Source organism: Fulvivirga kasyanovii, assembly GCF_009711405.1.
GTDB classification, from domain to species: domain Bacteria; phylum Bacteroidota; class Bacteroidia; order Cytophagales; family Cyclobacteriaceae; genus Fulvivirga; species Fulvivirga kasyanovii.
Genome location: NZ_SMLW01000587.1, coordinates 1 through 23,738, shown reverse-complemented (window position 1 = coordinate 23,738; position 23,738 = coordinate 1). Strand labels below are relative to the sequence as shown.

29 protein-coding genes are annotated in these 23,738 nt (G+C 41.3%); 28 read left to right on the top strand and 1 reads right to left on the bottom strand.

Annotated elements, in window-relative coordinates; translation table 11 throughout:
• From E1163_RS16650 to E1163_RS16640, 3 genes are all read left to right on the top strand, one after another.
• Nucleotides 1-574 (top strand): sensor histidine kinase (locus E1163_RS16650; RefSeq protein WP_221418015.1); only part of this gene is annotated, 574 nt, incomplete at its 5' end.
• 90 nt (nt 575-664) lie between these two features.
• Nucleotides 665-1,237 carry a Crp/Fnr family transcriptional regulator gene (locus tag E1163_RS16645; RefSeq protein WP_155173588.1) on the top strand — a complete coding sequence of 191 codons (573 nt, stop codon included), beginning with the start codon at nt 665-667 and terminating at the stop codon, nt 1,235-1,237.
• Between the two features lie 139 nt (nt 1,238-1,376).
• Nucleotides 1,377-2,861: a hypothetical protein gene (locus tag E1163_RS16640; protein WP_155173587.1), complete on the top strand. Its 1,485-nt coding sequence runs from the start codon at nt 1,377-1,379 to the stop codon at nt 2,859-2,861.
• Here the strand turns inward: E1163_RS16640 and E1163_RS16635 are convergent.
• Entirely contained in the window at nt 2,858-3,106 is a 249-nt protein-coding gene (locus tag E1163_RS16635; protein WP_155173586.1) for a hypothetical protein, read from the bottom strand. The two genes, E1163_RS16640 and E1163_RS16635, sit on opposite strands and share 4 nt — an antisense overlap.
• Nucleotides 3,107-3,493: 387 nt before the next feature.
• Between E1163_RS16635 and E1163_RS16630 the strand changes: the two genes are divergently transcribed.
• The 25 genes from E1163_RS16630 to E1163_RS16515 all read left to right on the top strand — a co-directional run bounded on the left by E1163_RS16630 (nt 3,494) and on the right by E1163_RS16515 (nt 23,722).
• Nucleotides 3,494-3,787, top strand: coding sequence for a helix-turn-helix domain-containing protein (locus E1163_RS16630; protein WP_155173585.1), 294 nt, complete (start codon nt 3,494-3,496; stop codon nt 3,785-3,787).
• A gap of 29 nt (nt 3,788-3,816) precedes the next feature.
• The gene (locus E1163_RS16625) at nt 3,817-4,020 is read left to right on the top strand and encodes a hypothetical protein (RefSeq protein WP_155173584.1); all 204 of its coding nucleotides are present in this window, start codon (nt 3,817-3,819) and stop codon (nt 4,018-4,020) included.
• Nucleotides 4,004-5,305, top strand: a complete 1,302-nt coding sequence (locus E1163_RS16620; protein ID WP_155173583.1) for a hypothetical protein — start codon at nt 4,004-4,006, stop codon at nt 5,303-5,305. Before E1163_RS16625 ends, E1163_RS16620 begins: the two co-directional genes overlap by 17 nt.
• Nucleotides 5,298-5,549, top strand: coding sequence for a hypothetical protein (locus tag E1163_RS16615; protein WP_155173582.1), 252 nt, complete (start codon nt 5,298-5,300; stop codon nt 5,547-5,549). Before E1163_RS16620 ends, E1163_RS16615 begins: the two co-directional genes overlap by 8 nt.
• Nucleotides 5,550-5,603: 54 nt before the next feature.
• Nucleotides 5,604-6,167, top strand: coding sequence for a C2H2-type zinc finger protein (locus tag E1163_RS16610; RefSeq protein ID WP_155173581.1), 564 nt, complete (start codon nt 5,604-5,606; stop codon nt 6,165-6,167).
• 84 nt (nt 6,168-6,251) lie between these two features.
• The gene (locus tag E1163_RS16605) at nt 6,252-6,626 is read left to right on the top strand and encodes an ArsR/SmtB family transcription factor (protein WP_155173580.1); all 375 of its coding nucleotides are present in this window, start codon (nt 6,252-6,254) and stop codon (nt 6,624-6,626) included.
• A gap of 32 nt (nt 6,627-6,658) precedes the next feature.
• Nucleotides 6,659-7,522, top strand: coding sequence for a mercuric transport protein MerTP (gene merTP, locus E1163_RS16600; RefSeq protein ID WP_425482722.1), 864 nt, complete (start codon nt 6,659-6,661; stop codon nt 7,520-7,522).
• On the top strand, nt 7,522-8,157 hold the full coding sequence (locus tag E1163_RS16595) for a class I SAM-dependent methyltransferase (protein ID WP_155173578.1): 636 nt from the start codon (nt 7,522-7,524) through the stop codon (nt 8,155-8,157). Before merTP ends, E1163_RS16595 begins: the two co-directional genes overlap by 1 nt.
• Nucleotides 8,158-8,164: 7 nt before the next feature.
• The gene (locus E1163_RS16590) at nt 8,165-8,386 is read left to right on the top strand and encodes a GDCCVxC domain-containing (seleno)protein (RefSeq protein ID WP_155173577.1); all 222 of its coding nucleotides are present in this window, start codon (nt 8,165-8,167) and stop codon (nt 8,384-8,386) included.
• Entirely contained in the window at nt 8,383-9,726 is a 1,344-nt protein-coding gene (locus E1163_RS16585; RefSeq protein ID WP_155173576.1) for a dihydrolipoyl dehydrogenase family protein, read from the top strand. The genes E1163_RS16590 and E1163_RS16585 overlap by 4 nt, the downstream gene beginning before the upstream one ends.
• A 76-nt stretch (nt 9,727-9,802) precedes the next feature.
• Complete coding sequence (locus E1163_RS16580) at nt 9,803-10,174, top strand: metal-sensitive transcriptional regulator (RefSeq protein ID WP_155173575.1); 372 nt, start codon at nt 9,803-9,805, stop codon at nt 10,172-10,174.
• Nucleotides 10,175-10,390: 216 nt separating this feature from the next.
• A complete protein-coding gene (locus E1163_RS16575; protein WP_155173574.1) occupies nt 10,391-10,660 on the top strand; it encodes a thioredoxin family protein in 270 nt (89 codons plus the stop codon).
• Nucleotides 10,661-10,744: 84 nt separating this feature from the next.
• A complete protein-coding gene (locus E1163_RS31755) occupies nt 10,745-11,071 on the top strand; it encodes a four-helix bundle copper-binding protein (protein WP_484494436.1) in 327 nt (108 codons plus the stop codon).
• Nucleotide 11,072: 1 nt separating this feature from the next.
• Complete coding sequence (locus E1163_RS16570; RefSeq protein WP_155173573.1) at nt 11,073-11,477, top strand: hypothetical protein; 405 nt, start codon at nt 11,073-11,075, stop codon at nt 11,475-11,477.
• Between the two features lie 9 nt (nt 11,478-11,486).
• The gene (locus E1163_RS16565; protein ID WP_185156117.1) at nt 11,487-12,323 is read left to right on the top strand and encodes a hypothetical protein; all 837 of its coding nucleotides are present in this window, start codon (nt 11,487-11,489) and stop codon (nt 12,321-12,323) included.
• A gap of 18 nt (nt 12,324-12,341) precedes the next feature.
• On the top strand, nt 12,342-12,827 hold the full coding sequence (locus E1163_RS16560; RefSeq protein WP_155173572.1) for a heavy-metal-associated domain-containing protein: 486 nt from the start codon (nt 12,342-12,344) through the stop codon (nt 12,825-12,827).
• Nucleotides 12,828-12,840: 13 nt separating this feature from the next.
• Nucleotides 12,841-13,179: a mercuric transporter MerT family protein gene (locus E1163_RS16555; protein WP_155173571.1), complete on the top strand. Its 339-nt coding sequence runs from the start codon at nt 12,841-12,843 to the stop codon at nt 13,177-13,179.
• Between the two features lie 274 nt (nt 13,180-13,453).
• Entirely contained in the window at nt 13,454-14,050 is a 597-nt protein-coding gene (locus E1163_RS16550; protein ID WP_155173570.1) for a YceI family protein, read from the top strand.
• A 13-nt stretch (nt 14,051-14,063) separates the two neighbouring features.
• Entirely contained in the window at nt 14,064-15,332 is a 1,269-nt protein-coding gene (locus E1163_RS16545) for a hypothetical protein (RefSeq protein ID WP_155173569.1), read from the top strand.
• Nucleotides 15,333-15,389: 57 nt separating this feature from the next.
• Nucleotides 15,390-15,578 carry a hypothetical protein gene (locus tag E1163_RS16540; RefSeq protein WP_155173568.1) on the top strand — a complete coding sequence of 63 codons (189 nt, stop codon included), beginning with the start codon at nt 15,390-15,392 and terminating at the stop codon, nt 15,576-15,578.
• A gap of 6 nt (nt 15,579-15,584) precedes the next feature.
• Complete coding sequence (locus E1163_RS16535) at nt 15,585-16,178, top strand: YceI family protein (RefSeq protein WP_155173567.1); 594 nt, start codon at nt 15,585-15,587, stop codon at nt 16,176-16,178.
• A 153-nt stretch (nt 16,179-16,331) separates the two neighbouring features.
• On the top strand, nt 16,332-16,751 hold the full coding sequence (locus E1163_RS16530) for an HYC_CC_PP family protein (protein ID WP_155173566.1): 420 nt from the start codon (nt 16,332-16,334) through the stop codon (nt 16,749-16,751).
• 101 nt (nt 16,752-16,852) lie between these two features.
• Entirely contained in the window at nt 16,853-20,677 is a 3,825-nt protein-coding gene (locus tag E1163_RS16525) for an efflux RND transporter permease subunit (RefSeq protein ID WP_155173565.1), read from the top strand.
• Nucleotides 20,674-21,921 carry a TolC family protein gene (locus tag E1163_RS16520; RefSeq protein ID WP_155173564.1) on the top strand — a complete coding sequence of 416 codons (1,248 nt, stop codon included), beginning with the start codon at nt 20,674-20,676 and terminating at the stop codon, nt 21,919-21,921. The genes E1163_RS16525 and E1163_RS16520 overlap by 4 nt, the downstream gene beginning before the upstream one ends.
• Before the next feature lies 1 nt (nt 21,922).
• The gene (locus E1163_RS16515; protein ID WP_155173563.1) at nt 21,923-23,722 is read left to right on the top strand and encodes an efflux RND transporter periplasmic adaptor subunit; all 1,800 of its coding nucleotides are present in this window, start codon (nt 21,923-21,925) and stop codon (nt 23,720-23,722) included.
• Nucleotides 23,723-23,738 lie beyond the last annotated feature (16 nt).

Genomic DNA, 23,738 nt, shown 5'->3' with positions numbered 1-23,738 from the left:
AGAAATTACAGCCAAAGAGCCCGATCTAAATAAAAGAACAGAATATGGGCTAATCCTTTTGAAAATGACTCGTGATTTATCACAAAGAGTTGAAAAAATAATCAGAGAATACTATGACCCAAATCACTCTACCGATCAAATTAATTTATCAAAAATGACTCAATCCATTATTGATCAAATCCGACCTCCCGATGAAATGAGTATTGAAATTAGTGATAATACAGAAATTCCATTCTTTTCTCATTACAATAGGTTGTATTCTGTCTTACAAAACCTAATTGATAACAGTGTAAAGTATCGTAGTGGAAATATGGGATTTGTAAATGTACAATTTGATGATGTTGTGGAGGGAATAGTTATAACAGTTGCTGATAATGGAATAGGAATACCAGAGCCATTGCAGCAAAAAATATTTCATGAGGGATTCAGGCTTAGTCAAAATAATCACGGATATGGGCTAGGCCTTTATCTGATTAAAAATTTGGTGGATGAGTTAGGTGGAAAGATTGAATTGGAAAATTCTTCAGTTGGAACAACTTTTTACGTTAAATTGCCGAACACTAATTTACAATAATCTCACAGACGTTTGGTTTTGGTTAGGCCTGCATAATTTTTTTAAACTATATGATATACCTTCACAAAGGGGTATCTATGATTTAAAATTATGAAGGATCAATTGCGGGCGTATCTTGATGGTTTTTTGAAGTTAGAAGGAGAAGCTGCAGACGAAATTGATTCAAAATTTTATACGAAACAGTATCCCAGAAGTAGTTTTCTTGCTGTAGAAGGAGAAATTACTAAAGAAGTACATTTCTTGATCAAAGGCTGTTGCAGGTTCTTCCATAAAAAGAACAACCGGGCTATCACTCATTGGTTCTCTTTCGAGAATACTTTTACTACCTCATTACGTAGTTTTACCACTCAAACCCCTTGCGAAGAATATATACAGGCTATTGAGGAATGCACAGTGCTTAGTCTGAAGCATCAAGACTTGATGAGGATGTATGACAAACACAAACAATGGGAGCGGCTGGGCAGGCTCGTAATGGAAGATTTTAGCAGACGCATGCTCGACAGAGTTACTGCCCTCCAAAATCTTACTGCTAAACAACGATACATAATGCTGCTTCAAAGCGAGCCAAGAATAATCCAGAGAATACCACTAAATCTTGTTTCTTCTTATTTAGGTATTTCAGGAGAAACTTTAAGTAGAGTACGTTCTGAAATTCGGATTTAATGATATTTTTTTGACATATATCAAAAAATGCTGGGTCACAAATACCGTATAAAACGGAATAATGTCAAAACAATTAAATTATTTGTCCAAAAAACGATAAAAGTTTTGACTTGATAACAACACCCAAACCAGCATCATTATGGAAAATCTTAACGCATTCTACCGAATGCTTGATGGCGACCTTTCACCCGTCAGCAATTTAATGTCGCACCAGCATTACCTGGATTTTTTGAAGGACAGATTTCCGGATTATGACAGGTATTTAACCATCAGTTTATTAAAGAAGAACCAGACCTACTCCATAAAAGAACTCAGGGAGTTGTGTTTCAGTGAGATTTACTACGTATCCCAAAATGAAAATCCCCAAAAAGGAAATCATTCGGCTTTGGACTATCTCTGCCAGCAATTGAACCTTTCCGAAGAGGCCATTAAGCAATGGTATTTAGCTGAAAATGATCAGTATGCCAGCCTGGAATTGCTGGTATCTGATAAGTATGAAAACCTAACGGGAGAACAAGCAAGATTCTACTATTACCAAGTCTTTTGTGATGAGACTGTAGCTGTCATTAAAGAAAAGCTAACAGGAAGCTTACTGGAACAGAAGGATAGTCAAATTAAATCCTTCGTGCGCAAATATCAGATACTTGTGAACGGATACATTCAAACATTGCTTTACGATCTTATCTCGCCTGAGGAGCATAGTTCGCTGTTTCAGTTATCCGGTAAATATACCACCACAGACATTTATAAATTGGTTTACCAAAGCCTAGATGAAGTACTTTTCTTTCTTGAGAAATCTTTCGGAAAGTACTTAGACTTTGCGTTTCCTGTACCTTATAAAAGCAGGTTACTGATCGCTGCTCTTCATGCTAATAAGCTAAGTCAAGTGCTCAACCACCTGGAGTGGTCAAATTTAGATTATTTGCTGCATGAACTTGTCATTACCCCTTTTCACCGGTTAGGCAAGTTGGAACCTGTCACTATAATATACCAGTATCAACAATATGATCTGGCCTATTTGCAAGCATTTTATGAAGCAGTGATAGAAGAAAAACCCTTGGATTATAAAGGTGTACTCATGATACTTTGGCGCATGAATTATAACTCGCTAAAATTCTTCAATTATCTTACCAGACAAATCAATCAGGAAATAAAGATGATGGAAAGTACGAGAGAAAAACTGGAGAAACTTTATTACTATCAGAAATTGGGTAACCAACTACCATTGAAGACCAGGCTCTGTTACAATGATCAACTACTACCCCTCAGGGAACAAATGGCCATTTGGCTACAAGAAGAAATCAGCTACCTGAAAAAGAAAGCCAAATACAGCTATAATGATGGCTTAATTGATATCTTAAATGATAAAAAACAGCTTAGAATGTCGGTAGCACAGCTTTCCTTATTTGTAAGAGCGTTTTTTGAAACAGGATTGGTAGATGGTACCCGTCAGGAATTATTGCAATTTATCACTCGACACTACCGTACCGATCAGCAAGAAAACATCTCATTTGGTAGCTTGAAAGGAAAATACTACAAAGTAGATACCGGCACAAAGCGTGCAGTTGGCCGCATGATGAAAAGGATGCTGGCCCATATTGAAAACGCAGGTAAAATCGTTTAAAGATCATCCCTTTCCCTCAACAAATCAATACAGCCATGTTCGTCAAGTAAATTGAGCAGGCTTGCCAGGCACCTGTATCCGAAACCCTGGGTTTTTAATAGATCCGGTGCGCTGAATTCCAGCATCTCGTTCAGGTTTTTAAACTCCATACGGTACATAAAAGCGGATAGTTCCTCTATGATTGGGAGCTGATCTACCGGTTTATGCAAAATTTCAGGGTCCCCTGGGGGTAACTTTTGTGTCATTCTAAATGTGGTTTTCACAGTTAAAACCGAATATACGGGGGTTCCTTTGAAGTATCAATAAAAAAGTTTTTAAAAAATCAACCTCTTAACCATTTGAAATACAGCGAGTTGTTTCTGGTCTCAGGGGTAACTGGGACCGGTGAAGGACTGTTTTCGCATTAAAATAACTCCTCTCTTTACAGCCATAAACAGATCAAAGATGGCTGTAACAAATCAACATCAACATTCGGTAATGCTATCTGCCCGCTGGGTAAATGCAGAGAACCTCAGACGAGCTTTAAAAGAAATAAGCCTGTCGCAAAATGACAAGTTGATATTTAGTAGCCATCACTATCTGCCAAGCCGAGAGGTATTCTCGGTACTTGAACAACATTTAACTGCTAAGTGATGGAAATAATTGTCTTTGAAAAGGAAGCCTACCACCGCATGCACCGTGAACTGATGGGCATGTTTAAGCAGGCACTAAAGGAAGCCAAAGAAGAAGCCCTGGCCAATGCTGACCCGGCCAATGACTGGCTTTCTACCGATGAAGCTAAAAAACTGTTGGGTATCCGCAGCAAAACCAAGCTGCAGGAGCTGCGCGATATTGAAGCGATCAAATTCACCAAGCACGGTCGCATCATTCGCTACTCTAAAAAGAGTATCCTGGAATACCTGGAGCGCAATGTACCCAGCTACTGATTGTAAACAAAAATGTAAACAACGTAAACATGGATTCATTACAAGAACAGATTTATTTTATGCAGAAAGAGCATGACCGCTGTAAACTTGTTTACAACTTCCTGCTCAGGGAATTTGGTCAAAAGCATATCCATCATTTTGATAAGGAAATCTCCGAGAAGATTGATTTCTCACGAGCCATCGTCAAATCACTGCAAAACCTTCAATCTATAAGAAATGAAAAAGACCACTAATCATAAACTTCATTTTGATTATGGCAGGGTGTTTCAGAGCACCAAGTCTTTCATTGACAGGCACAACAGCAGGCAAAGCCAACTCACCCAAAAACTCAATGCCAACCACCGGGCTACTGCAGAACTGATTGTCCGGCTTTACCTCAAACAACTCAATAAAGCAGCACAGCTTGACCAACTGGATACTAAAAGCCTCCCTGGTTTTAACACTTATAACGAAAGCCTGGCCAAATGCAAAGGCTGCACCAAGCGCACGATCATCAATCATCGGGAGCGCCTGGTAAATGCTAGGTTCATTATTAAAGAAAACCACTGCGGCCAGGGAGGGGTGGAGATCTGGCTTAACCCTGAAGTTTTAGGAATGGCAAAGTTATCAACTACCTGTGGGGATAACGTGATGAAAATCGGAGAAGTAGCCTCTCTTTTTTACGAAAAAGCGAAAAATTTTCACCCTTTAGTTCATGAACAACATGAACAAGAAAATAATAATAGCTATGTTGATAAGTCAGTAACTTCTGAAACAGGCCAGCATGAATATGGCGTTCCCGCTGGTCACAGTCATGGCTTGTCCGAACCTAACCCACAGCCTACGCATTCGGCCAACGCCACAGGAACACGACATGAACAAGACAAGAACACGGAGGAAAATGCTAACCCTGCCTCAAACCGGCAAGAAAAAGCTCCTGAAAAGCCTTGTAAAGCTGAAAAACAGGAACAAAAGCTGGGGGCGGGGCGCATTTTCTTACTTACCCTGATACGTCAGTTCTGGGCTTATGCCCGAAAAGTGCTCTATCCGGATTTGGTGTTGTCTGATCCCGAAGAAAAAGAAATTCTCAACCTGATTTGGGAATCAGTCTATGGAAAACTACAATGGCAGGCTACCGAAAAAGAATGCCTCAACTACCAGGAGACGGCTTATAGCAGGATCAACATGGTTGCCCGCTGGCTAGCCAGAAGTCCCGGACACTGGATACCCAAGCCGCACATCTACTTCCACCCCAACAATGAGCGAAACGGCTTCAAAAAGACCTGGCTGTGGTACGTAAAGCAGGAAACACTCAAGCTGGAAATCCGCAACCAGCTCTTGCTACAGCAGGTCAAAACCGAATGGCAGCAACATGAACAGGACAAAGGCCGCTTCCGGGAAAAGACACGTTTACAACTCTTCCGCATCCAGCAGAAAAGGCTGGCCAAATACCGGGATGAATCATTGAATCAAGCCTATCAGCAATGTTTACACCGTTGTTTACACTTGCAAGACCTCAAACGTAAACACCATGCTTAGTGAACGCCTGCAGCGGGAAGCCCTTTCCAAATGCATTGTCTGGTTCTACGATGGCAATGTTCGTACCTTCTATTCGCTGGACAAAACGCACCAAAGGGCAAAAGCTAATAAGGCCTTGGGCATGCGCAGACTGGAGAAAATGCTGATGGAGACATTTAAAGGACAATGGGAAACCGCCATTATCTATGAAAATAAAGTTAATGGCAATGAGCTGGCACGGTTCAAAAGAGGTGCAAGAGTTTAGCCAAATATGTATGACTGGACCGACTCTTGATGTGGTGTGTAAAACTTGAAGACAATGGAAGAAATTAGAAAAAGAGGGGCTTTTGAGAGATTTGAAGCGTTTCTTTATTCACGTAAATTCGTTTTTATCGTGGTTATTGCCGGTACTATCCCCATGATCATGCACTCCCATCAGTTATTTTACAATGCATCGCCATTTCAGGGTAACGACCTGTGGAAAAACATTTATGCACTCTTTTATGCCATTAGCTTTGACCTGACTATCCTGGTGTTCACTATCCATGTGATCAAACGAAAGCCTGCGCTTTACGCCATCTTTGTTTTCATCATGAACTTGCTATACTATAATCCATTCTCCTTTCTGCAGCCTGCACTTATTATAGGATTTACCAAAGTATTTTTAGCTGGTGTACTGGCTTTCACTGGCTATAGTTATGCTGAGTTGTTTGTAGATAAGGTTAATGAAAGCAAAAAAGCCACTTCAAACCGCAAGAAGCCGGTTTACAGACCTGTAAACACTAATGTAAACGGCCAAAGTAAACAAGAATTTCAATGCAATGAATGTGGGAAGGGCTTTCACTCACAGAAAGCTCTAAATGGTCATATGAAAGTGCATTAGCGGCAAATTTTTAATATTTAAGCATTTGCTTAAACTTTTATTTCTTACCTTCGTTATTTAAGTAACTGCTTAAATAATAGAAGTATGACTAAATCATGTATCCGGGTATTCGCTGATGTAGCACAAATCCAGCAATGTAAAACCGAAATAGACCGGGTGGAGCCAACCATTGCCAGCATCGCCAGAGCTTTGAGTCTGTCAGGCAATGAAGTCCGGCTCAAAATCCTTTATCTGCTTAATAAGGAATCCCAACTGTGTCCTTGTGACCTAAGTGACATTTTGAGTATGACCGTACCAGCCATTTCGCAGCATTTGAAAAAACTGCGTGAGGGAGGACTTGTAGTGAGCGAAAAAGTAGGACAAACCGTATTCTATTCACTTCACAAAGAGAACCTGAAGGTAATCAATCCAATTTTAGACAGCCTTGCAATAACAGAACAAAAATCTACTGTGTCATGAATACAAGTAACCAACATTCTAAACAGTCTACTATGTCAACAAAAAGCGCGGGTGCCGGATTGCTGGCTGCTATAGTAGCTTCGCTGTGTTGTATCACCCCGGTAATTTCGCTGTTGGCGGGAATTGGTGGTATCGCAGCTACTTTTTCATGGATGGAGCCATTCAGGCCGTACTTAATTGTGCTGACAATTGGTGTATTAGCTTTCGCCTGGTATCAAAAGCTCAAGCCATCCAAAAAGCTTTCGGGACAAGAAGAAATTGACTGTGCTTGTGAAACAGACGAAGAATCTTCATTCTGGCAATCAAAGAAGTTCCTGGGAATAGTTACAGTGTTTGCGGCCCTGATGCTCGCTTTTCCTACCTACTCGCATATATTCTATCCAAAAAATGACAGTATTGGTGTTATTGGCGATAATGATCAGACACAAATCAAGTTAGCCGATTTCAAAATCAAAGGAATGACCTGCACAGGCTGTGAGGAGCATGTAAAGCACGCGGTATCCTCTTTAAATGGTGTACAAGTAGTATCTGTTTCCTATAAAGACGCGAGCGCTCAGGTAAAATACGATGCGTCAATAGTCGGTTTAGACAAAATTACGGAAGCGATCAATGGCACTGGATACACTGTGTCAGATTCAAAAGTAAGCGATTGGCGCGCACAATCTGATATTTTTCAAACCATAGAATTACCCGGCAAAGGGATGACCTGCTCAGGATGTGAGTCTCACGTGACCCATGCAGTCGGTGAACTTGCTGGAGTTAAAGAGGTGAAAACATCCTACGAGAAGGGTAATGCCATTGTCAAATATGATCCGGATAAAGTAGAAAAAGACAAAATCATAGAAACGATCAATAAGACCGGATACAAAGTAGTAGAAAACAAAATTAAGGAATAATGGGAAGTTTTGACAGGCAAAAACATTGGGAGGACATTTATCAATCAAAACAATTGGAAGAAGTAAGCTGGTATCAACCAACCCCTAAAACCTCTTTGAGTTTCTTAAAGCAGTTTAATATACCTAAAGATGCTAAAATCATAGATGTTGGGGGTGGGGACAGTTTACTGGTAGATCATCTGATTGATTTGGGTTATAAGAACATTACAGTTCTTGATATTTCTGAATCAGCACTTAAACGAACAAGGCAGAGACTTGGTGATCTTGCCAATAAAGTGAAATGGATAGTGGCAGATGCTGCAACTTTTGTAGCAACAGAACAATACGACTTCTGGCATGATCGTGCAGCCTTCCATTTTCTAACGGAAGAACAAGAAATTGAGAGCTATTTAGAAAATGCCCAAAGAAGTATAAAGCCAGACGGAATACTTGTGCTGGGCACCTTTTCAGAAGAAGGCCCACAGAAGTGCAGTGGGATTAAAATCAAACAATACTCAGAATCAACAATGACAGCTCTCCTTCAGAGATTTTTTGAGAAATTAAAATGCATAACGGTTAATCATAAAACTCCCTTTGAGACAATTCAGCAGTTCACTTTTTGCAGTTTCAGAAAGTTACAAATAGACCTTATTTAATATTGAAATGGAAAAAGAAATCGTATTACAATCCACCATCACCTGCCCAAACTGTGGGCATCAGAAAGAAGAAACCATGCCTACGGACGCATGCCAGTACTTCTACGAATGTGAAAATTGCAAAGAAGTAATCAAGCCCAAAGATGGTGATTGCTGTGTGTATTGCTCTTATGGAACTGTGGCATGTCCTCCGATTCAGGAAGGTGGAAAAAATAGCTGCTGCTCATGAAAAAATATAATGTAATCGTCATCGGATCCGGTATGGCCGGAATGACCATCGCCAATAAATGCGCTAAGAAAGGATTAAAAACAGCCATTACCGACTCACGACCTTATGGTGGTACTTGTGCCCTACGTGGTTGTGATCCTAAGAAAATTCTGGTTGGAGCGGCTGAAATCATAGATCGTGCAAATAAAATGAGTGGCCTGGGTATCTCAGGAGGTGTTTTCATCAATTGGCAAGACTTAATGACTTACAAAAATGACTTTGTTTCCAAAATGCCCAAAAGCGTTGAGAAAGGATATGAGAAAGCTGGTGTGGCGATGTACCATGGAGCAGCCAGCTTTGAGTCAGAAAACACTGTTCGCATTGGGAATGATTTGCTGGAAGGTGATAAAATCGTGATTGCCACAGGCGCAAGACCGGTAGTCCTGGACATACCCGGGGGTGATTTACCCATAGATAGTACCGATTTTCTAAACCTGGAGAAGTTACCTAAACATATCACTTTTATCGGAGGTGGTTATATTGCGATGGAGTTTGCCCACATTGCCGCCAGGGCTGGTAGTAAGGTTACTATATTCCACCAGGGCAAACGTCCGTTGGAAAATTTTGATGAGGATATCGTCAAGCACCTCGTTGATGCAACCAGAGCATTGGAGATTGATTTACATCTTGAAACTGAAGTAGTAGGCATTAAAGAAGATGACGATCAATTCAAAGTCATCACCAAATCTCCGAATAGCACAGAGACATATAAGACCAATCTTGTAGTAAATGCTGCTGGAAGAGTACCAGAATTGGATGATATGAATCTGGAAAAAGCCAATATAGCTTCCAATAAAAAAGGAATCAAGGTAAATGAATACCTCCAAAGTGAGAGTAATCCTGCAGTTTATGCAGCAGGTGATGCAGCTGATAGCAATGGGCTAAACCTCACGCCTGTAGCCGTAATGGAAGGTCATGCTGTGGCGGCCAATATCATTCGGGGCAATAGCAAAAAACCAGATTACTCCGAAATGCCAAGTGCAGTATTCACCTTACCTACACTGGCTGCTGTGGGTATGACTGAAGAGCAAGCGAAAGGGTCAGGGAAAGAACATCAGGTGAAAAGTGCTTCTGCCTCCAACTGGTATAATGCCAAACGGATTAATAAATCCACTTATGCCTACAAAGTGATTTCGGATAAAGATGGCCACATTTTAGGCACTCATATCATCGGCCCTCATGCGGAAGAAATGATCAACCTTTTTGCGATGGCTATTCGGGCTAAACTAAAAGTTGCCGATATAAGGAACATGGTCTATTCCTATCCCTCTATGGGGTCGGATATCGGGTCTATGGTTTAATTGAAATTAAAAAACATACACACTTTTTGTTCACCACCCCGGACGGAAACGTACCTTTAATAAAATCTGAAGGATTATGATACCCAAGGACCTAACAAAAGATATAAAGACACGCTTGCAGAGCATCAAAGGCCAGGTGGATGGCTTGATAAAAATGCTGGATGAAGGAAAGGATCCGGAAAAAATTTTACTACAGTTCAAAGCAGCACAAAAAGGGTTGGACAAAGCCCATTATTTATTATTGGATGAAGCTTACCGGAAAGCTCTTGCCATTAAGATTTCAGAAACCGTTGAAGCCTGCCCAGGAAATTGCGGTAATGAAGATCGTATAGAATTTATCCGCCAGCAGTTTCCCCACCTGGAGTTGGATAGCCTTACTCAAAAAATGAAGGAAATAGCAGAGCTAAAGGAACGAATAGGCAATGCAAATGAAAAAAGCGGCTCATAAGCCGTTGCTCTGTATTGCAAGTGTCGGATTTCCGCTTAGTATGATCCGGTAAAATCTCCATTTTTCATCATCACTTTTCTTATCTCAAGAAAAATAAATCAAATTTTGTAGTCATCGCCTCTTGGCGACCACCCCCTCCCTCAGCTTACCTTTGAATTGTTCTTATCCGGAAAGAATCTCAAATCATTTTACAGAACAATTCAAAAGGAGGAAAATATGAAACGTCAAGTAGAAATATTTACGGCTAATTGCCCGGTTTGTGATCCGGTGGTCAGCATGGTAAAAGACTTAGCCTGTGATCAATGTGAAATAACAGTCTATGATCTGGTAAAGCAATGTAAAGACAAAACTTGTCTGAGCAAGCTGGAATCTTACGGGATTAAAAAGATACCAGCCATAGCTGTAAACGGATCGCTTTTATCCTGCTGTAAAAACCAGGGAGTCACCAAAGAAGAACTGATCAAAGCAGGGATAGGACAAGGATAAAAAAAGAAGTAAGGCACGGCTCACAAAATATATTTTTCCCTTGCCACCGTGCTGGCGAGGGAATTCATTTAAACCACAATTACAATGAAACCTTTAAATAATGACTTACAGCAATGTATTGACAATTGTAACGAATGCATAACCGCTACGCGAATCTGTCTGGACCAGCATATGGGTGAACCCGATATGAAAAAATGCCATCAGCTTTGTCTGGATTGCATTGCCCTTTGTACCGCCTGTGTCCAAATGCTGGCATCTCAGTCCGATTATGCCAACAGAGTATGCGCCATTTGTGCTGATTTGTGTAAAGCTTGTGCAGAAGAGTGCGGCAAATTTGACAGTGAGGTGTGCAAGCAGTGTGCAGAAAAATGTGAAGCCTGTGCGGAAAGTTGTGCTAAAATGGCGGCATAAAATGAGAGTCTTAAAATCTCTGAAGCAGGATTTCGTCAGCATAGCGTCCCTGTTTACTTCTGTCTCAACGCTGCTCTGCTGTGCACTGCCCTCATTGCTCGTAGCTGTTGGGATGGGAGCGGTAGTGGCTGGATTAGTTTCGGACTTCCCTGCACTGATATGGTTGAGCAAGTATAAGGAGTGGACATTTCTGGTAGCCAGTATTTTGATCGGGTTCAACTTTTGGCTGTTTTACGGTCGCAAGAGCAATCAGGCATGTGAAATAGACGAATTCGGTAATGAAACACCTTGTGATACTGCCGCCCGGTGGAGTAAAATTATTTTATGGGTATCCTTTGGGCTTTATGTGCTTGGCTTATTCTCTGCTTATTTGCTGCTTCCGCTTCAACAATTTTTAGGGATTTAAAAAGTAAAGATGAAACAAACAGTATTAATTGTAATAGTTGCCATGATGGCACTTTCAAAAACCTACGCTCAGGGACACGGCCCGCTCTTCGGACTACAAACCCCTACTTTAGCCGAGGGAGGAGTTGATTTTAATGCGGTTGCCATGAGCCTGGCTACAGAAGATGATCAGTCTTTTATGCTGCGATATATCTGGTCTTATGGTGTTACAGAAGACCTACAGTTAAACATCACTACACCTACAATGATCAACCGGCTTTCAGATCCTCCAAGGACGAGAGGAAACAGCAATATGCCCGCTAATGGCGATATTGAAGCTTCGGTCTGGTATCGTTTCTTTTCCAATGCATTTGGCGTGGGGAAAAGATTTGAATCTACTGCAATATTAAGTGTTTCAACGCCTACCGAAGAAACAAGAGGAGGCATCAACGTAAGCAACTCCATTCATGGAGCGATCTCTACCGGGTATGCTTCCCGAACCTGGTACGTCTGGGTAGGTGGCGGCTATCAGTATTATTTTGAAAAAGACAACGACCAATTAGGTGACCTTCCTTATGCCAGCCTCGTAGTAGGTTACCGGCCTAATATCTTCATGGGGGATTATCCAAAACCCGACTGGAGGGTGTTTCTTGAATCGCTAGCAGAGTTTCCGGGTGCAAGCATGAATGAAGGCCAAATTTCCCCTGTTGATCAAAGAGGAAAAAAAGTAATGATTGGACCTTCGTTTCTTGGTCTTTATGGAGCCTGGGGAATATCCTTCGGGGCATTATTTCCAGTCTATCAGGATGTCGTGCAAGGCTCTCAAGAGCGATACAGACTCTCAATGAATATAAGTTATTGGTTGTAACATTAAATAAACAGAAATATGAAAAAGTTAGGAATAATAGTAGTGTTAAGCATTTTCAGCTTCTCTACTGCAATGGCTCAGTTGGTCAAAGTAGATCAGGAAGTATTTGGAATGGATTGCGCACCTTGTGCTTATGGCCTGGAGCGCGGACTCAAAAAAATGGATGGCTTGCAAAGTGTCAAAGTAAGCCTCAACGATGGGAAAGCATATCTTAAGCTAGCTGCAGATAATGATTTATCCTTACAAAAAATCCAAAAAGAAGTAAAGAATAACGGGTTTTCGGCCAGAAGTGCAGAAGTTACTTTAAATGGAGAATTGGTGAACGATGGAAATAAATGGAGTGTAAGCGTAAACGGAGAAACATTCAAAGTCAGCTTAGATACTCCTGATGACATACTTACAAAACTTAAGCCCGGTAAAGTTCAGCTGATAGGGCGGGTAAAGGATGAAGAGGATGATGGGTTAAGTAATACATGGAATATTAGGATAACTGAAGTCTTATAATTTTAAAAGACCCATGAAGAAAAATGCTTTATTAGGTCTAAGTCTGACCTCTGCAATAGCCCCCTTCTTTTGTTGCTGGGGGCCGGCTATTATTGTTGGTATTGCCGGTTTTTCGGGTACGGTTACGTGGTTTTCATGGCTACATCCTATGCGGCCCTATTTATACGCGCTGGCCTTTTTATCATTAGGTTTTTCATTTTACCAGGCGTATGGTAGTAAAAAGAACAATCAAAGTTGTGAGAATTGTAAAAAGACAAAAAATAAAAGTATGCTGAGTCAGGTGTTTTTGTGGATTACTGCTTTGGTTGTATTTTCCATGTTTGTGTTGAACTATAGTTCCAATCTATTCTGATAAAAACACACCCAATTTTTTTCCCAAAATAATAGTTTCGGAATAAAACTCCTTAGATATAATCAGTCAGTATGTAAATTTATTTTACCTGCTCATCCTCTTTCACGCCTACCGTTTTTTATTTGGCTAATTCGTCCGAAATAGCTTCAATAGACATTTCATTCAACAAAGTGCTCTCAAAACAAGAATTCATACATAAAAGCCATAATACTGTACAGATCACCCCAGCCTCACTCAATACTTTTGGATTCAATATTTCAAAAAGAGAGGCTATATGTATATACAGAGTCAGGTAAAACCAAAAAGTCAACTAAAGTGGGCGTTGTTATTGGCCATATTATTAATAGTTGGTGGAGAAACAGTTGCCCAAAATGCCTATACACTCACCATTAATCAAGAATTTAAAGTATCAGGCACCTCTACTCTTCACGATTGGGATATGGTATCGGATGATGCCACTGGAGAGGGGCAAATAACCATTGAAAACCAAAAAATCACTCGCATCAATTCACTTGTAGTCACCTTGCCTACTAAATCATTAAAGAGTGGAAAAGGCAGCATGGATGACAATGCCTATGAAGCACTTGTTGCAAAAAAATACCCCGAAATACAATTTGAGCTGATAGAAATTGAGACGATTACCGATCAGTCGTTACAGGCAAAGGGCAATTTGACTATTACCGGCACTACAAGCTTGGTTTCCCTTCAAGTGGATTATGTAATTACCGGGAATACTGTACAGTTTTCCGGATCATTCCCTATCACCTTTACACAATTTAATATAGAGCCTCCCAAAGCCTTATTAGGCACAATTAAAACGGGGGACAAACTACAAATTTCTTTTGAAACAACTTTTAAGTTAATAAACTAAAACGCTTATAATTATGAAAACAAGAAACAATGGGTATAGAATTACCATACTATCACTAATACTTCTGACATCAAGTATAGTGTATGCACAGCAACCTGCCCTGCAGTATTTTCGGCCTAATGACAAAGCCGGTCTTAATGTATTTGAACCATCCAAGCAAGACACCGTGGAGTTTGATGGAGTGAAAGTACGTATCGGAGGGGATTTTGCAATGCAGTTTCAAAGCATCAATCAAACCAATTCGCTAGACAGTTTGGTAGAATTAGGAACAAACTTCAATCTTCCCACAGCTAACCTCAACATTGATGTTCAGCTGTATGATGGGTTGAGAATGCACCTGAGGACTTATCTTTCATCCCAAAATCACAGGGAAGCATGGGTGAAAGGTGGTTATCTTCAAATTGACAAATTGGACTTTATAAAACAAGGCTTTATGCAAGGCTTTATGGATGTAGCCCGTATAACTATTGGCTTAGATGAGTTTAATTATGGAGATGCCCACTTCAGAAGAAGCGATAATGCAAGGGCTATTTTTAACCCATTTGTGGGCAATTATATTATGGATGCTTTTTCTACCGAGGCTTTCGGTGAGCTTACTATAATGAAAAATGGCTTTTTAGGAGTAATTGGAATTACGAATGGGAAACTTAATCAGAGCGTAGTGGTCAACGATAATTCTGACAACAAGGCATCTTTCTATGGAAAACTCGGTTATGACAATCAACTAAGTGATGACTTCAGATTACGTTTAACAGGTTCCTGGTATATCAATAAAGGTACTACGACAGGCTCCTGGATTTACGGTGGAGATCGGGCAGGATCGCGGTATTACAATGTCATGCAAACGCTGGACGGTGATGGAGGCCCCTTTGAAGGACGGTTCAACCCAAGATTCAGAGAACTAACAGCTATTCAAATCAACCCATTCATAAAATATAAAGGACTGGAGTTTTTCGGGATTTACGAAGTAGCCTCAAACAGTGACGATCAAGGTGGAGGGGCTTTTACACAGTTAGCAGGGGAACTTCTCTATCGTTTTGGCAATACTGAACAATTTTATCTAGGTGGAAGGTATAATACTGTTTCAGGAGAGATGGTTGAAAATGCTTTAACACAAGAAATTAATCGGGTGAATATTGGTGGTGGTTGGTACATGACTAAAAATGTAATGGCCAAGCTGGAATATGTATCTCAAAAGTATGAAGGTGAAGGCTGGACGGGCACCAAATACAATGGAGGCGAATTTGATGGAATTAATATAGAGGCGGTAATTAGTTTTTAAACAGAAGTATTATTGTGCCGGAACGTTTATCCGGCACTTTTCTGAGTTAAATTAGAAATGGACAAGCTTCAATATTGTAAAAATATTCTTGAAAAAGTAAGCTTTGATAAAGAGCTTTTGAGGAAGGAGTATGAAAAAGCCTTGAAGTTGCTGTCAGGTGAGGAAGCCGATGCACTGGGCCTTTGGTACAACGAAAAGTTTAGGAATAATAACGGTCAGCAATCAGACAACAGCAAGAAAAAGTAATAAACAATGGCGTTTTGCTTACTCGTGGTAGTCATAAATTTCAACCCAATTCTTTCCTGTAGTGCCGAGACATGCAAAGAAACACAATGGCTGGTTATAGGTAAGAGTTGGGTGGAGATATCAGGAACAACTAATATCAATCAGTTTCACTGCCTTTCAGTGAATTATGAAGGAGAGGATACCATGATGGAAAACTATCCTCAAGGTGCTGAAAACCCTTCATTTAGTGGTGAGATTTTTATGAAGGCAACTGGCTTTGATTGCCATAACTCTATGATGACCCGGGACTTTGCCAAGACCCTCAAGGCTAATAAGTTTCCGGAGATAAGTATTAGGTTTATTGAGTTGAAGAAGAGTTCCTCCCACGAAAACGGACTATTCGGCAAAGTAGAAATCACCCTGGCAGGAAAGTCTAATGTCTACACAGTTTCATGCATAGTAAAAGAAGAAGGTGAGAATCATAAGCATTTGGAAGGCAGCCGGACTTTTCTTTTTTCAGATTTTGGTCTGCAACCTCCTCAAAAGCTATTTGGAACGATAAAAGTGAGAGATGAAGTATCTGTGGATTTTCACTTGAAATTGAAAAAATGTAATACTTGATTAATTGCTTAAAATGCTTAAAACAAGGTGAGGTTACCTTTGCTACCTGGAAAGGAAGAGAAATTTCATACATTTAAAACAAGATATTGAACGGTAACAGGAATCATTTAGGTTTACTTTGCGTATATCAAAATTACTGAGAAAGATAATTTCTTGAAAAGAATAATTTCCATATCGCTACTTTTAATTTTTCTGGCTGGCAATTCAGGCTTTGCAATGGTAATACACTATTGTGGAGGAATGGCAGTGGAAATGCAAATAGTAGTTGGCCATACAGAATTACATTGTGGTATGTCCGATATGGAAAGCGGTTGTGAAACTGAATCGTCAAAAGAAAATCAATTCAAGAAAAAACCCTGCTGTGAAAATGAGTATCAATCTCTTAAGGTAGAAGATGAATTTCAAGCTCAGGTTATTGGTAGTTCGATGAGCCTAGAATTTGTAGCTGCTTTTTTCGCAACCTTTATCGGCATAACATATTCTTTTGAAGCAGACAAAACAGAATATAAAAACTATTCCCCTCCTCTGATTGAACGCGATATACCTGTACTCGTTCAGTCCTTCCTTATTTAAGCATTTCATTCAATTAATCGTGATCAAGGGTATAGCACGCTAAAGCCCTGAGGCATTATTTCTATGCCTTTTAAATCAATTTAAAATTGAATGTAAATAAAATGCTTAATAAAATTATAAGATATTTTCTTGAGAACAAGTTGGTTACCGTTCTCATATTAATTGGCTTTATTGCCTGGGGCATTGTTACCGCCCCTTTCGGCTGGCAGATAGGCGCATTGCCTTCCGACCCCGTCCCCGTGGATGCCATACCAGATATTGGGGAGAATCAGCAAATTGTATTTACCCAATGGCAAGGGCGATCTCCACAGGATATAGAAGATCAGATTTCTTATCCGTTGACTACTTATTTATTGGGTATTCCGGGTGTAAAATCTATAAGGAGTTCTTCCATATTTGGCTTCTCCAGTATATTCATCATTTTCAGTGAAGATGTGGAGTTTTACTGGTCTCGCTCTCGTATCCTTGAAAAGCTCAATGCTCTTCCATCCGGACTGTTGCCTGAGGGAGTACAACCGGCACTAGGCCCCGATGCAACAGCCTTGGGCCAGGTGTATTGGTACACGCTTGAGGGCCGTGATAAAGAAGGAAATCCTACCGGTGGATGGGATTTACATGAAATCCGCACCGTACAGGACTTCTATGTCAAATATGGCCTGAATGCGACTGAGGGAGTTTCGGAAGTGGCGTCCATAGGTGGCTTTGTACAGGAATACCAGATAGATGTCAACCCAGATGCCCTAAAAGCCTACGATATACCCCTGCATAGAGTGATGCAGGCAGTGCAGAGGTCTAATAAAGATGTGGGTGCAAAAACCATTGAGATCAATCAGGCGGAATATTTAGTGCGTGGGCTAGGTTATGTAAAAAAGGTAGAGGACCTGGAAAAAGCCGTGGTAGCGGTACAGGACAACGTACCCATCAGGATCAAGGATGTAGGGGTAGCTACCTTAGGTCCCGCTACCCGCAGGGGGCTTTTAGATAAGGACGGTGCCGAAGTGGTAGGAGGCGTAGTGGTGGCCCGCTATGGTGCGAATCCCTTAAAGGTCATTAATAACGTGAAGGATAAGATTAAAGAAATTGCTCCCGGCCTGCCGAAAAAAACATTGGCAGACGGCACGGTGAGCCAGCTGACCATCGTGCCATTCTACGACCGCTCTGAACTCATCTATGAAACATTGGGAACTTTGGAAGAAGCCCTTTCATTAGAAATCCTGATCTCCATTCTTGTGGTTATCGTAATGGTATACAATCTGCGGGCTTCATTTCTTATTTCAAGTATTCTGCCCATTGCAGTGCTCATGGTCTTTATTGCTATGCGGTATTTTGGAGTAGATGCCAACATTGTAGCCTTGTCTGGTATCGCTATCGCTATTGGTACCATGGTAGATTTGGGAATTATACTTTCCGAAAACATCATCAAACATATGGATGAGGCTCCTCCCGGCCAAAAACTTATAGAGACTATATATAATGGTTCTGCGGAAGTAGCCACCGCTATTCTTACGGCAGTTTCAACTACTATTGTGAGTTTTATCCCGGTGTTTACCATGCAGGCAGCAGAAGGTAAGTTATTTGGGCCGCTGGCCTTTACCAAAACCTTCGCTTTGATAGCCGCATTAATTGTCTCATTGATCATTTTACCAACACTTGCGCATTGGTTCTTTGGAGCAAGGATCAAAAATAAAACAGTTTCAAGGTGGGTAAATATCGCATTGATGGTAGTTGGACTATTAGCATTGATTCCCGGCTACTATTGGGCGGGTGTTACGTTGGCACTTTACGGCCTTGTTGGAATACTGAAAAAACGGTACCCAAATGATCATAAAGACTCAGGCAAATGGTATGTAAAACTTATTCAAAGGGCTGATCTCATCATTGTAGTATTGGGGATCACCTGGCTGCTGGCCAAATACTGGCTTCCCTTGGGTGCTGGCAAAAGTTTGCTGCTTAATGTAATCTTTGTAGCACTGTTGGTAGGACTTATTCTGGGTTCGTTTACGCTTTTAGAATATTACTACAAATCTATATTAAAATGGTGTCTGGACAATAAAATCAAGTTTTTACTAATACCTACTTTCCTGATTTTGCTTGGCGCTAATGTTTGGTTGGGTTTTAATACTGTCTTTGGATTTATACCTAAAGTGTTTGATAACCTCGGCTGGGATATTAGGACGACTTCATTATGGTCTGGCTTGACCCATACCTTCCCAGGTGTAGGAAAGGAATTTATGCCTTCTTTGGACGAAGGAAGTTTCCTGCTTATGCCAACGTCTATGCCTCATTCCGGTATTGAATACAACCGCAAGGTAGTAGGCCAATTGGATATGTTGCTGACCAATATTCCGGAAGTAGACCTCACCGTGGGAAAATTAGGGAGAGTGGAATCTGCTTTGGATCCGGCACCTATTTCTATGTATGAAAATATCATCAACTACAAACCGGAGTACATGCTCAATGAAAAAGGGCACCGGGTAAGGTTTAAAGTTGATAAAGAAGATCGGTTTATACTCAGTAGCGGTGATAGTCTTTCTAATGAAGAGGCTATTAACCGGGGAATTACTGTAGAGGAACTTATACCGGATGATAATGGAGATTATTTTCGCAATTGGCGGCCTCAAATAGAATCCCCTGATGATATTTGGAATGAAATCGTGAAGGTAACCAAAATACCAGGGGTTACTTCAGCTCCGAAGCTACAGCCAATTGAAACCAGGTTGGTGATGCTCCAAACAGGTATGCGAGCCCCCATGGGTATCAAAGTGTATGGCCCTGACCTGAAAACCATTGAGGATTTCGGGTTGCAACTGGAGGAAGTACTTAAGAATGTTCCTTCTGTAAAAGCAGAAGCCGTATTTGCCGACCGGATTGTAGGTAAACCCTACCTTCATTTGAATATTAACCGTGATGAAATTTCGCGCTATGGATTGAATGTAGAAGACGTTCAACAAACTATTGAAACGGCCATTGGAGGTATGAAAATAACTTCTACAGTTGAAGGCCGTGAGCGCTTTCCAGTAAGGGTTCGCTACCCGCGTGAGCTTCGGGACGACCCTGAGTCATTGGGTAAAATACTACTGCCTACACCTACAGGTGCACAAATACCGATCAGCCAAGTAGTAGACTTTGAGTATGTGAGAGGGCCACAAGCAATCAAAAGTGAGGAAACCTTTTTGGTAGGCTATGTACTGTTTGATAAAAGGGATGGATACTCTGAAGTTGGGGTAGTCAATGATGCACAAGCGGCTATTCAGTCCAAGATAGATGAAGGGGACTTAATTGTACCTGCCGGGATCAGCTACAAGTTTTCCGGCAGTTATGAAAACCAGGTAAGGGCTGAAAAGAGGCTTTCTATTATCGTTCCATTGGTACTAGGGATTGTCTTTCTGATACTCTATTTCCAGTTTAAATCAGTTTCTACATCCCTAATGGTATTTACCGGTATAGCCATGGCCTTCAGCGGTGGATTTATCATGCTTTGGTTGTACGGCCAGGACTGGTTTGTCAACTTTTCCATATTCGGTACTAATATGCGAGACCTTTTTCAGATGCATACCATCAATTTAAGTGTGGCGGTTTGGGTTGGATTTATTGCACTATTTGGCATCGCTACGGATGACGGAGTACTTATTGCCACTTATCTGGATCAGAGTTTTGAAAGAAACCGTCCTGATAATTTGAAGAAAGTAAGGGAAGCCGTTGTGGAAGCCGGACTCCGAAGAATCAGGCCGGCCCTGATGACTGTTTCTACCACCATGATTGCCTTGCTGCCTGTACTTACATCCACCGGACGTGGTGCAGATATTATGATACCAATGGCCATACCATCATTTGGAGGGATGGCATTTGCATTGGTGAGCATTTTTATTGTTCCAGTCCTCTACAGCATGAGAGAAGAAAGAAGATTCAAAAAGACACTATCATGAAAGTATTTATCAATATCATAATTATTATATTTCTTGGGGGTGGAATAGGCTTTGCCCAGACCCTTGACGACTATTTTAAAATAGCGGCTGAGAACAATCCTGGTCTACAGGCGAAATACAAGGAATTTGAAGCAGCTATTCAGAAAGTGGAACAGGTAAATACTTTGCCGGATCCTAATTTCTCTTTTGGCTATTTCATTTCACCGGTGGAAACGAGGGTGGGACCGCAACGGGCCAGGTTTTCTTTAACACAGATGTTTCCCTGGTTTGGTACCTTGAAAGCACAGGGTGATGCTGCGGCTTTGATGGCTGAAGCTAAATACCAGTCTTTTCTGGATGCCAGGAACCGCTTGTATTATCAGGTCGCAGCAGCATACTATCCGCTTTATGAGCTCAATCAATGGAAAGAGATTGAGCGGGAGAATATTGAAATACTGGAGTCTTATAAAACCATTGCCAATAAGAAGTTTGAAAATGGAGCCGGTACTATGGTTGACTTCTTGCGTGTTGATATTATGTTGAAAGATGCCACAACCAACCTTTCCATTCTGAACGATAAGGAAGCGCCTCTGCTGACCCGGTTTAATAAACTGCTCAACAGAGAGGAAGACGCATTGGTAATTGTAGAGGACTCTCTCGTTGCTCAAGCCTTGCCAGATAATTTTAGAAAGGACTCTTTGCTTACGAACAACCCTATGTTGGAAGAATTGGACTTAAAAATAGCCTCCAGTGAGGCAAGTGAGGAGGTAGCCTATAAGCAAGGGCTTCCAAAGTTTGGGGTAGGACTGGATTATGTAATGGTCGGAGAACGTACGGATCTGGCTTCAGATATGGCAGCTCCACAGGACAATGGTAAAAATGCCTTGATGCCGATGGTATCAGTCAGCATTCCTATTTTCCGAAGCAAATATAAAGCGGCTGTCAAAGAGGCAAAACTCATGCAGGAAAGCTATACGCTACAAAAAGAGGATTATGCGAATACCCTAACTTCAGGGTATGAAATGGCCTGGTTTGAGATCCAACAGCAACTGGAATTACTCTCGCTTTACGATCAGCAAATTCAGGAATCCAATCAAGCACTTAACCTGCTTTTTACTGCATATGGCAATTCGGGAAAGGAGTTTGAAGAAGTGCTGCGTATGCAGCAACAGTTACTAAAATATGAAAAGATGAAGGCAACGGCCGAAACACAGTATCAAATTGCCCTGGCCAGACTCAATTACTTAACTGCAAAAACATATTAAGATGAATACGAATAAAAAAATAATAATCATAGCACTGTCAACACTGGCAATAGGGTTATTGCTGGGTTGGTTGATTTTTGGTGGTTCATCATCTGAGAGTAAAATGGATGATGAGCACCAGCACACGACAGAAATAGCCGGAGAGACCGTATGGACCTGCTCTATGCACCCACAGATCCGTCAGAGTGAACCCGGAGACTGTCCTATTTGTGGCATGGACCTCATTCCTTTGGAGGATGATCAGGATGAAGTACTTGACCCGATGGCAGTAAGTATGTCGCCTACCGCCATGCAACTAGCTGATATTAGAACTGCCACTGTGGGTACCATGGATCCAGTGAAAACAGTTAGATTAAACGGGAAGGTACAGGAAGATGAGCGGCTTGTTTCCTCTCAATCCAGTCACATTCCAGGTAGAATTGAACGACTGAATGTTAACTTCACCGGTGAATATGTGCGCAGGGGACAGGTAATTGCCTATATCTATTCGCCTGATTTAGTTACTGCTCAGGAGGAATTGTTTGAAGCGCAAAAAATCAAAGATACACAACCACAATTATTTAAATCAGCCCGGGCAAAACTCAAAAACTGGAAGCTTTCAGACAGTCAGATAGATAAAATATTAGAAAGTGGTACCCCTTCCGATGAATTTCCAATTACGGCAGACATTTCAGGCTATGTGTTGAGCAAAAATGTTAATGTGGGTGACTACATCAAGCGAGGGGAACCTATTTATGAGATTGCAAATTTATCACGCGTATGGGTGCTGTTTGATGTGTATGAGTCGGATATGCCCTGGATAAATAAGGGAGACCAGGTGCGGTTTACAGTTCAATCACTCCCGGGCCAAACGTTTGAAAGCAAGATAAGCTTTTTAGATCCGGTAATTAATCCAAAAACCCGGGTAGCCAAAGCCCGGGTAGAAGTGCCCAATAAAGACAATCAGCTAAAACCTGAAATGTTTGCATCCGGTACGGTAGAAGCTACATTGCCGAAAAAGTCCAACAATGTTATCGTTCCGAAAACAGCCGTAATGTGGACGGGTAAACGCTCTGTAGTCTATGTGAAAAATACCTCCGGCAGTGGAGTAAGTTTCATGATGCGTGATGTAACGCTTGGGCCGGGTTTAGGTGACAGCTTTATTGTGGAGAGTGGCCTGGAGGAAGGTGAGGAAATAGCCGTGAATGGTACCTTCAGTATAGACGCAGCGGCTCAACTGGCAGGGAAACCGAGCATGATGAACCCTGAAGGTGGCCCGGCCATGACAGGCCATAATCATGGGGGTATGGAGATGTCGGCTTCTTCTTCAACCTCCACACCTGGGAAAAAAGCGGAAGTAAAATCTGTTTCAATCAACCAAAAAGCTAAAGATGCATTAAAGCCTCTTTATGAGGAATACCTGAATTTCAAGGATGCACTAGTGGCTGATAATTTAGCTGAGGCTCAGAGTGCGGCTAATGAGTTGAAAGCAAAACTGGATGCAGTGAATATGTCAATTTTTACCGGAGCATCACATAATGCGTGGATGGACCATAGCAGTGATTTGAAAAATGCCTTGCAACACGTACAGCATTTGAAAGATATTGAGGCTGTGCGTAAAGCATTCCAACAGGTGTCTGAAGGGATGATTGATTTGACCAAAGCTTTCAACCCATTGGAGAAAACACTCTATGTGCAGTTCTGCCCTATGGCGGATAATAACAAAGGAGCTAACTGGCTAAGCACCGAAGAGGAGATTCGCAATCCGTATTTCGGAGAGGCCATGCTTACTTGTGGTGAAGTGAAATCAACAATTAAATGAAGGAATGTTGCAAAAC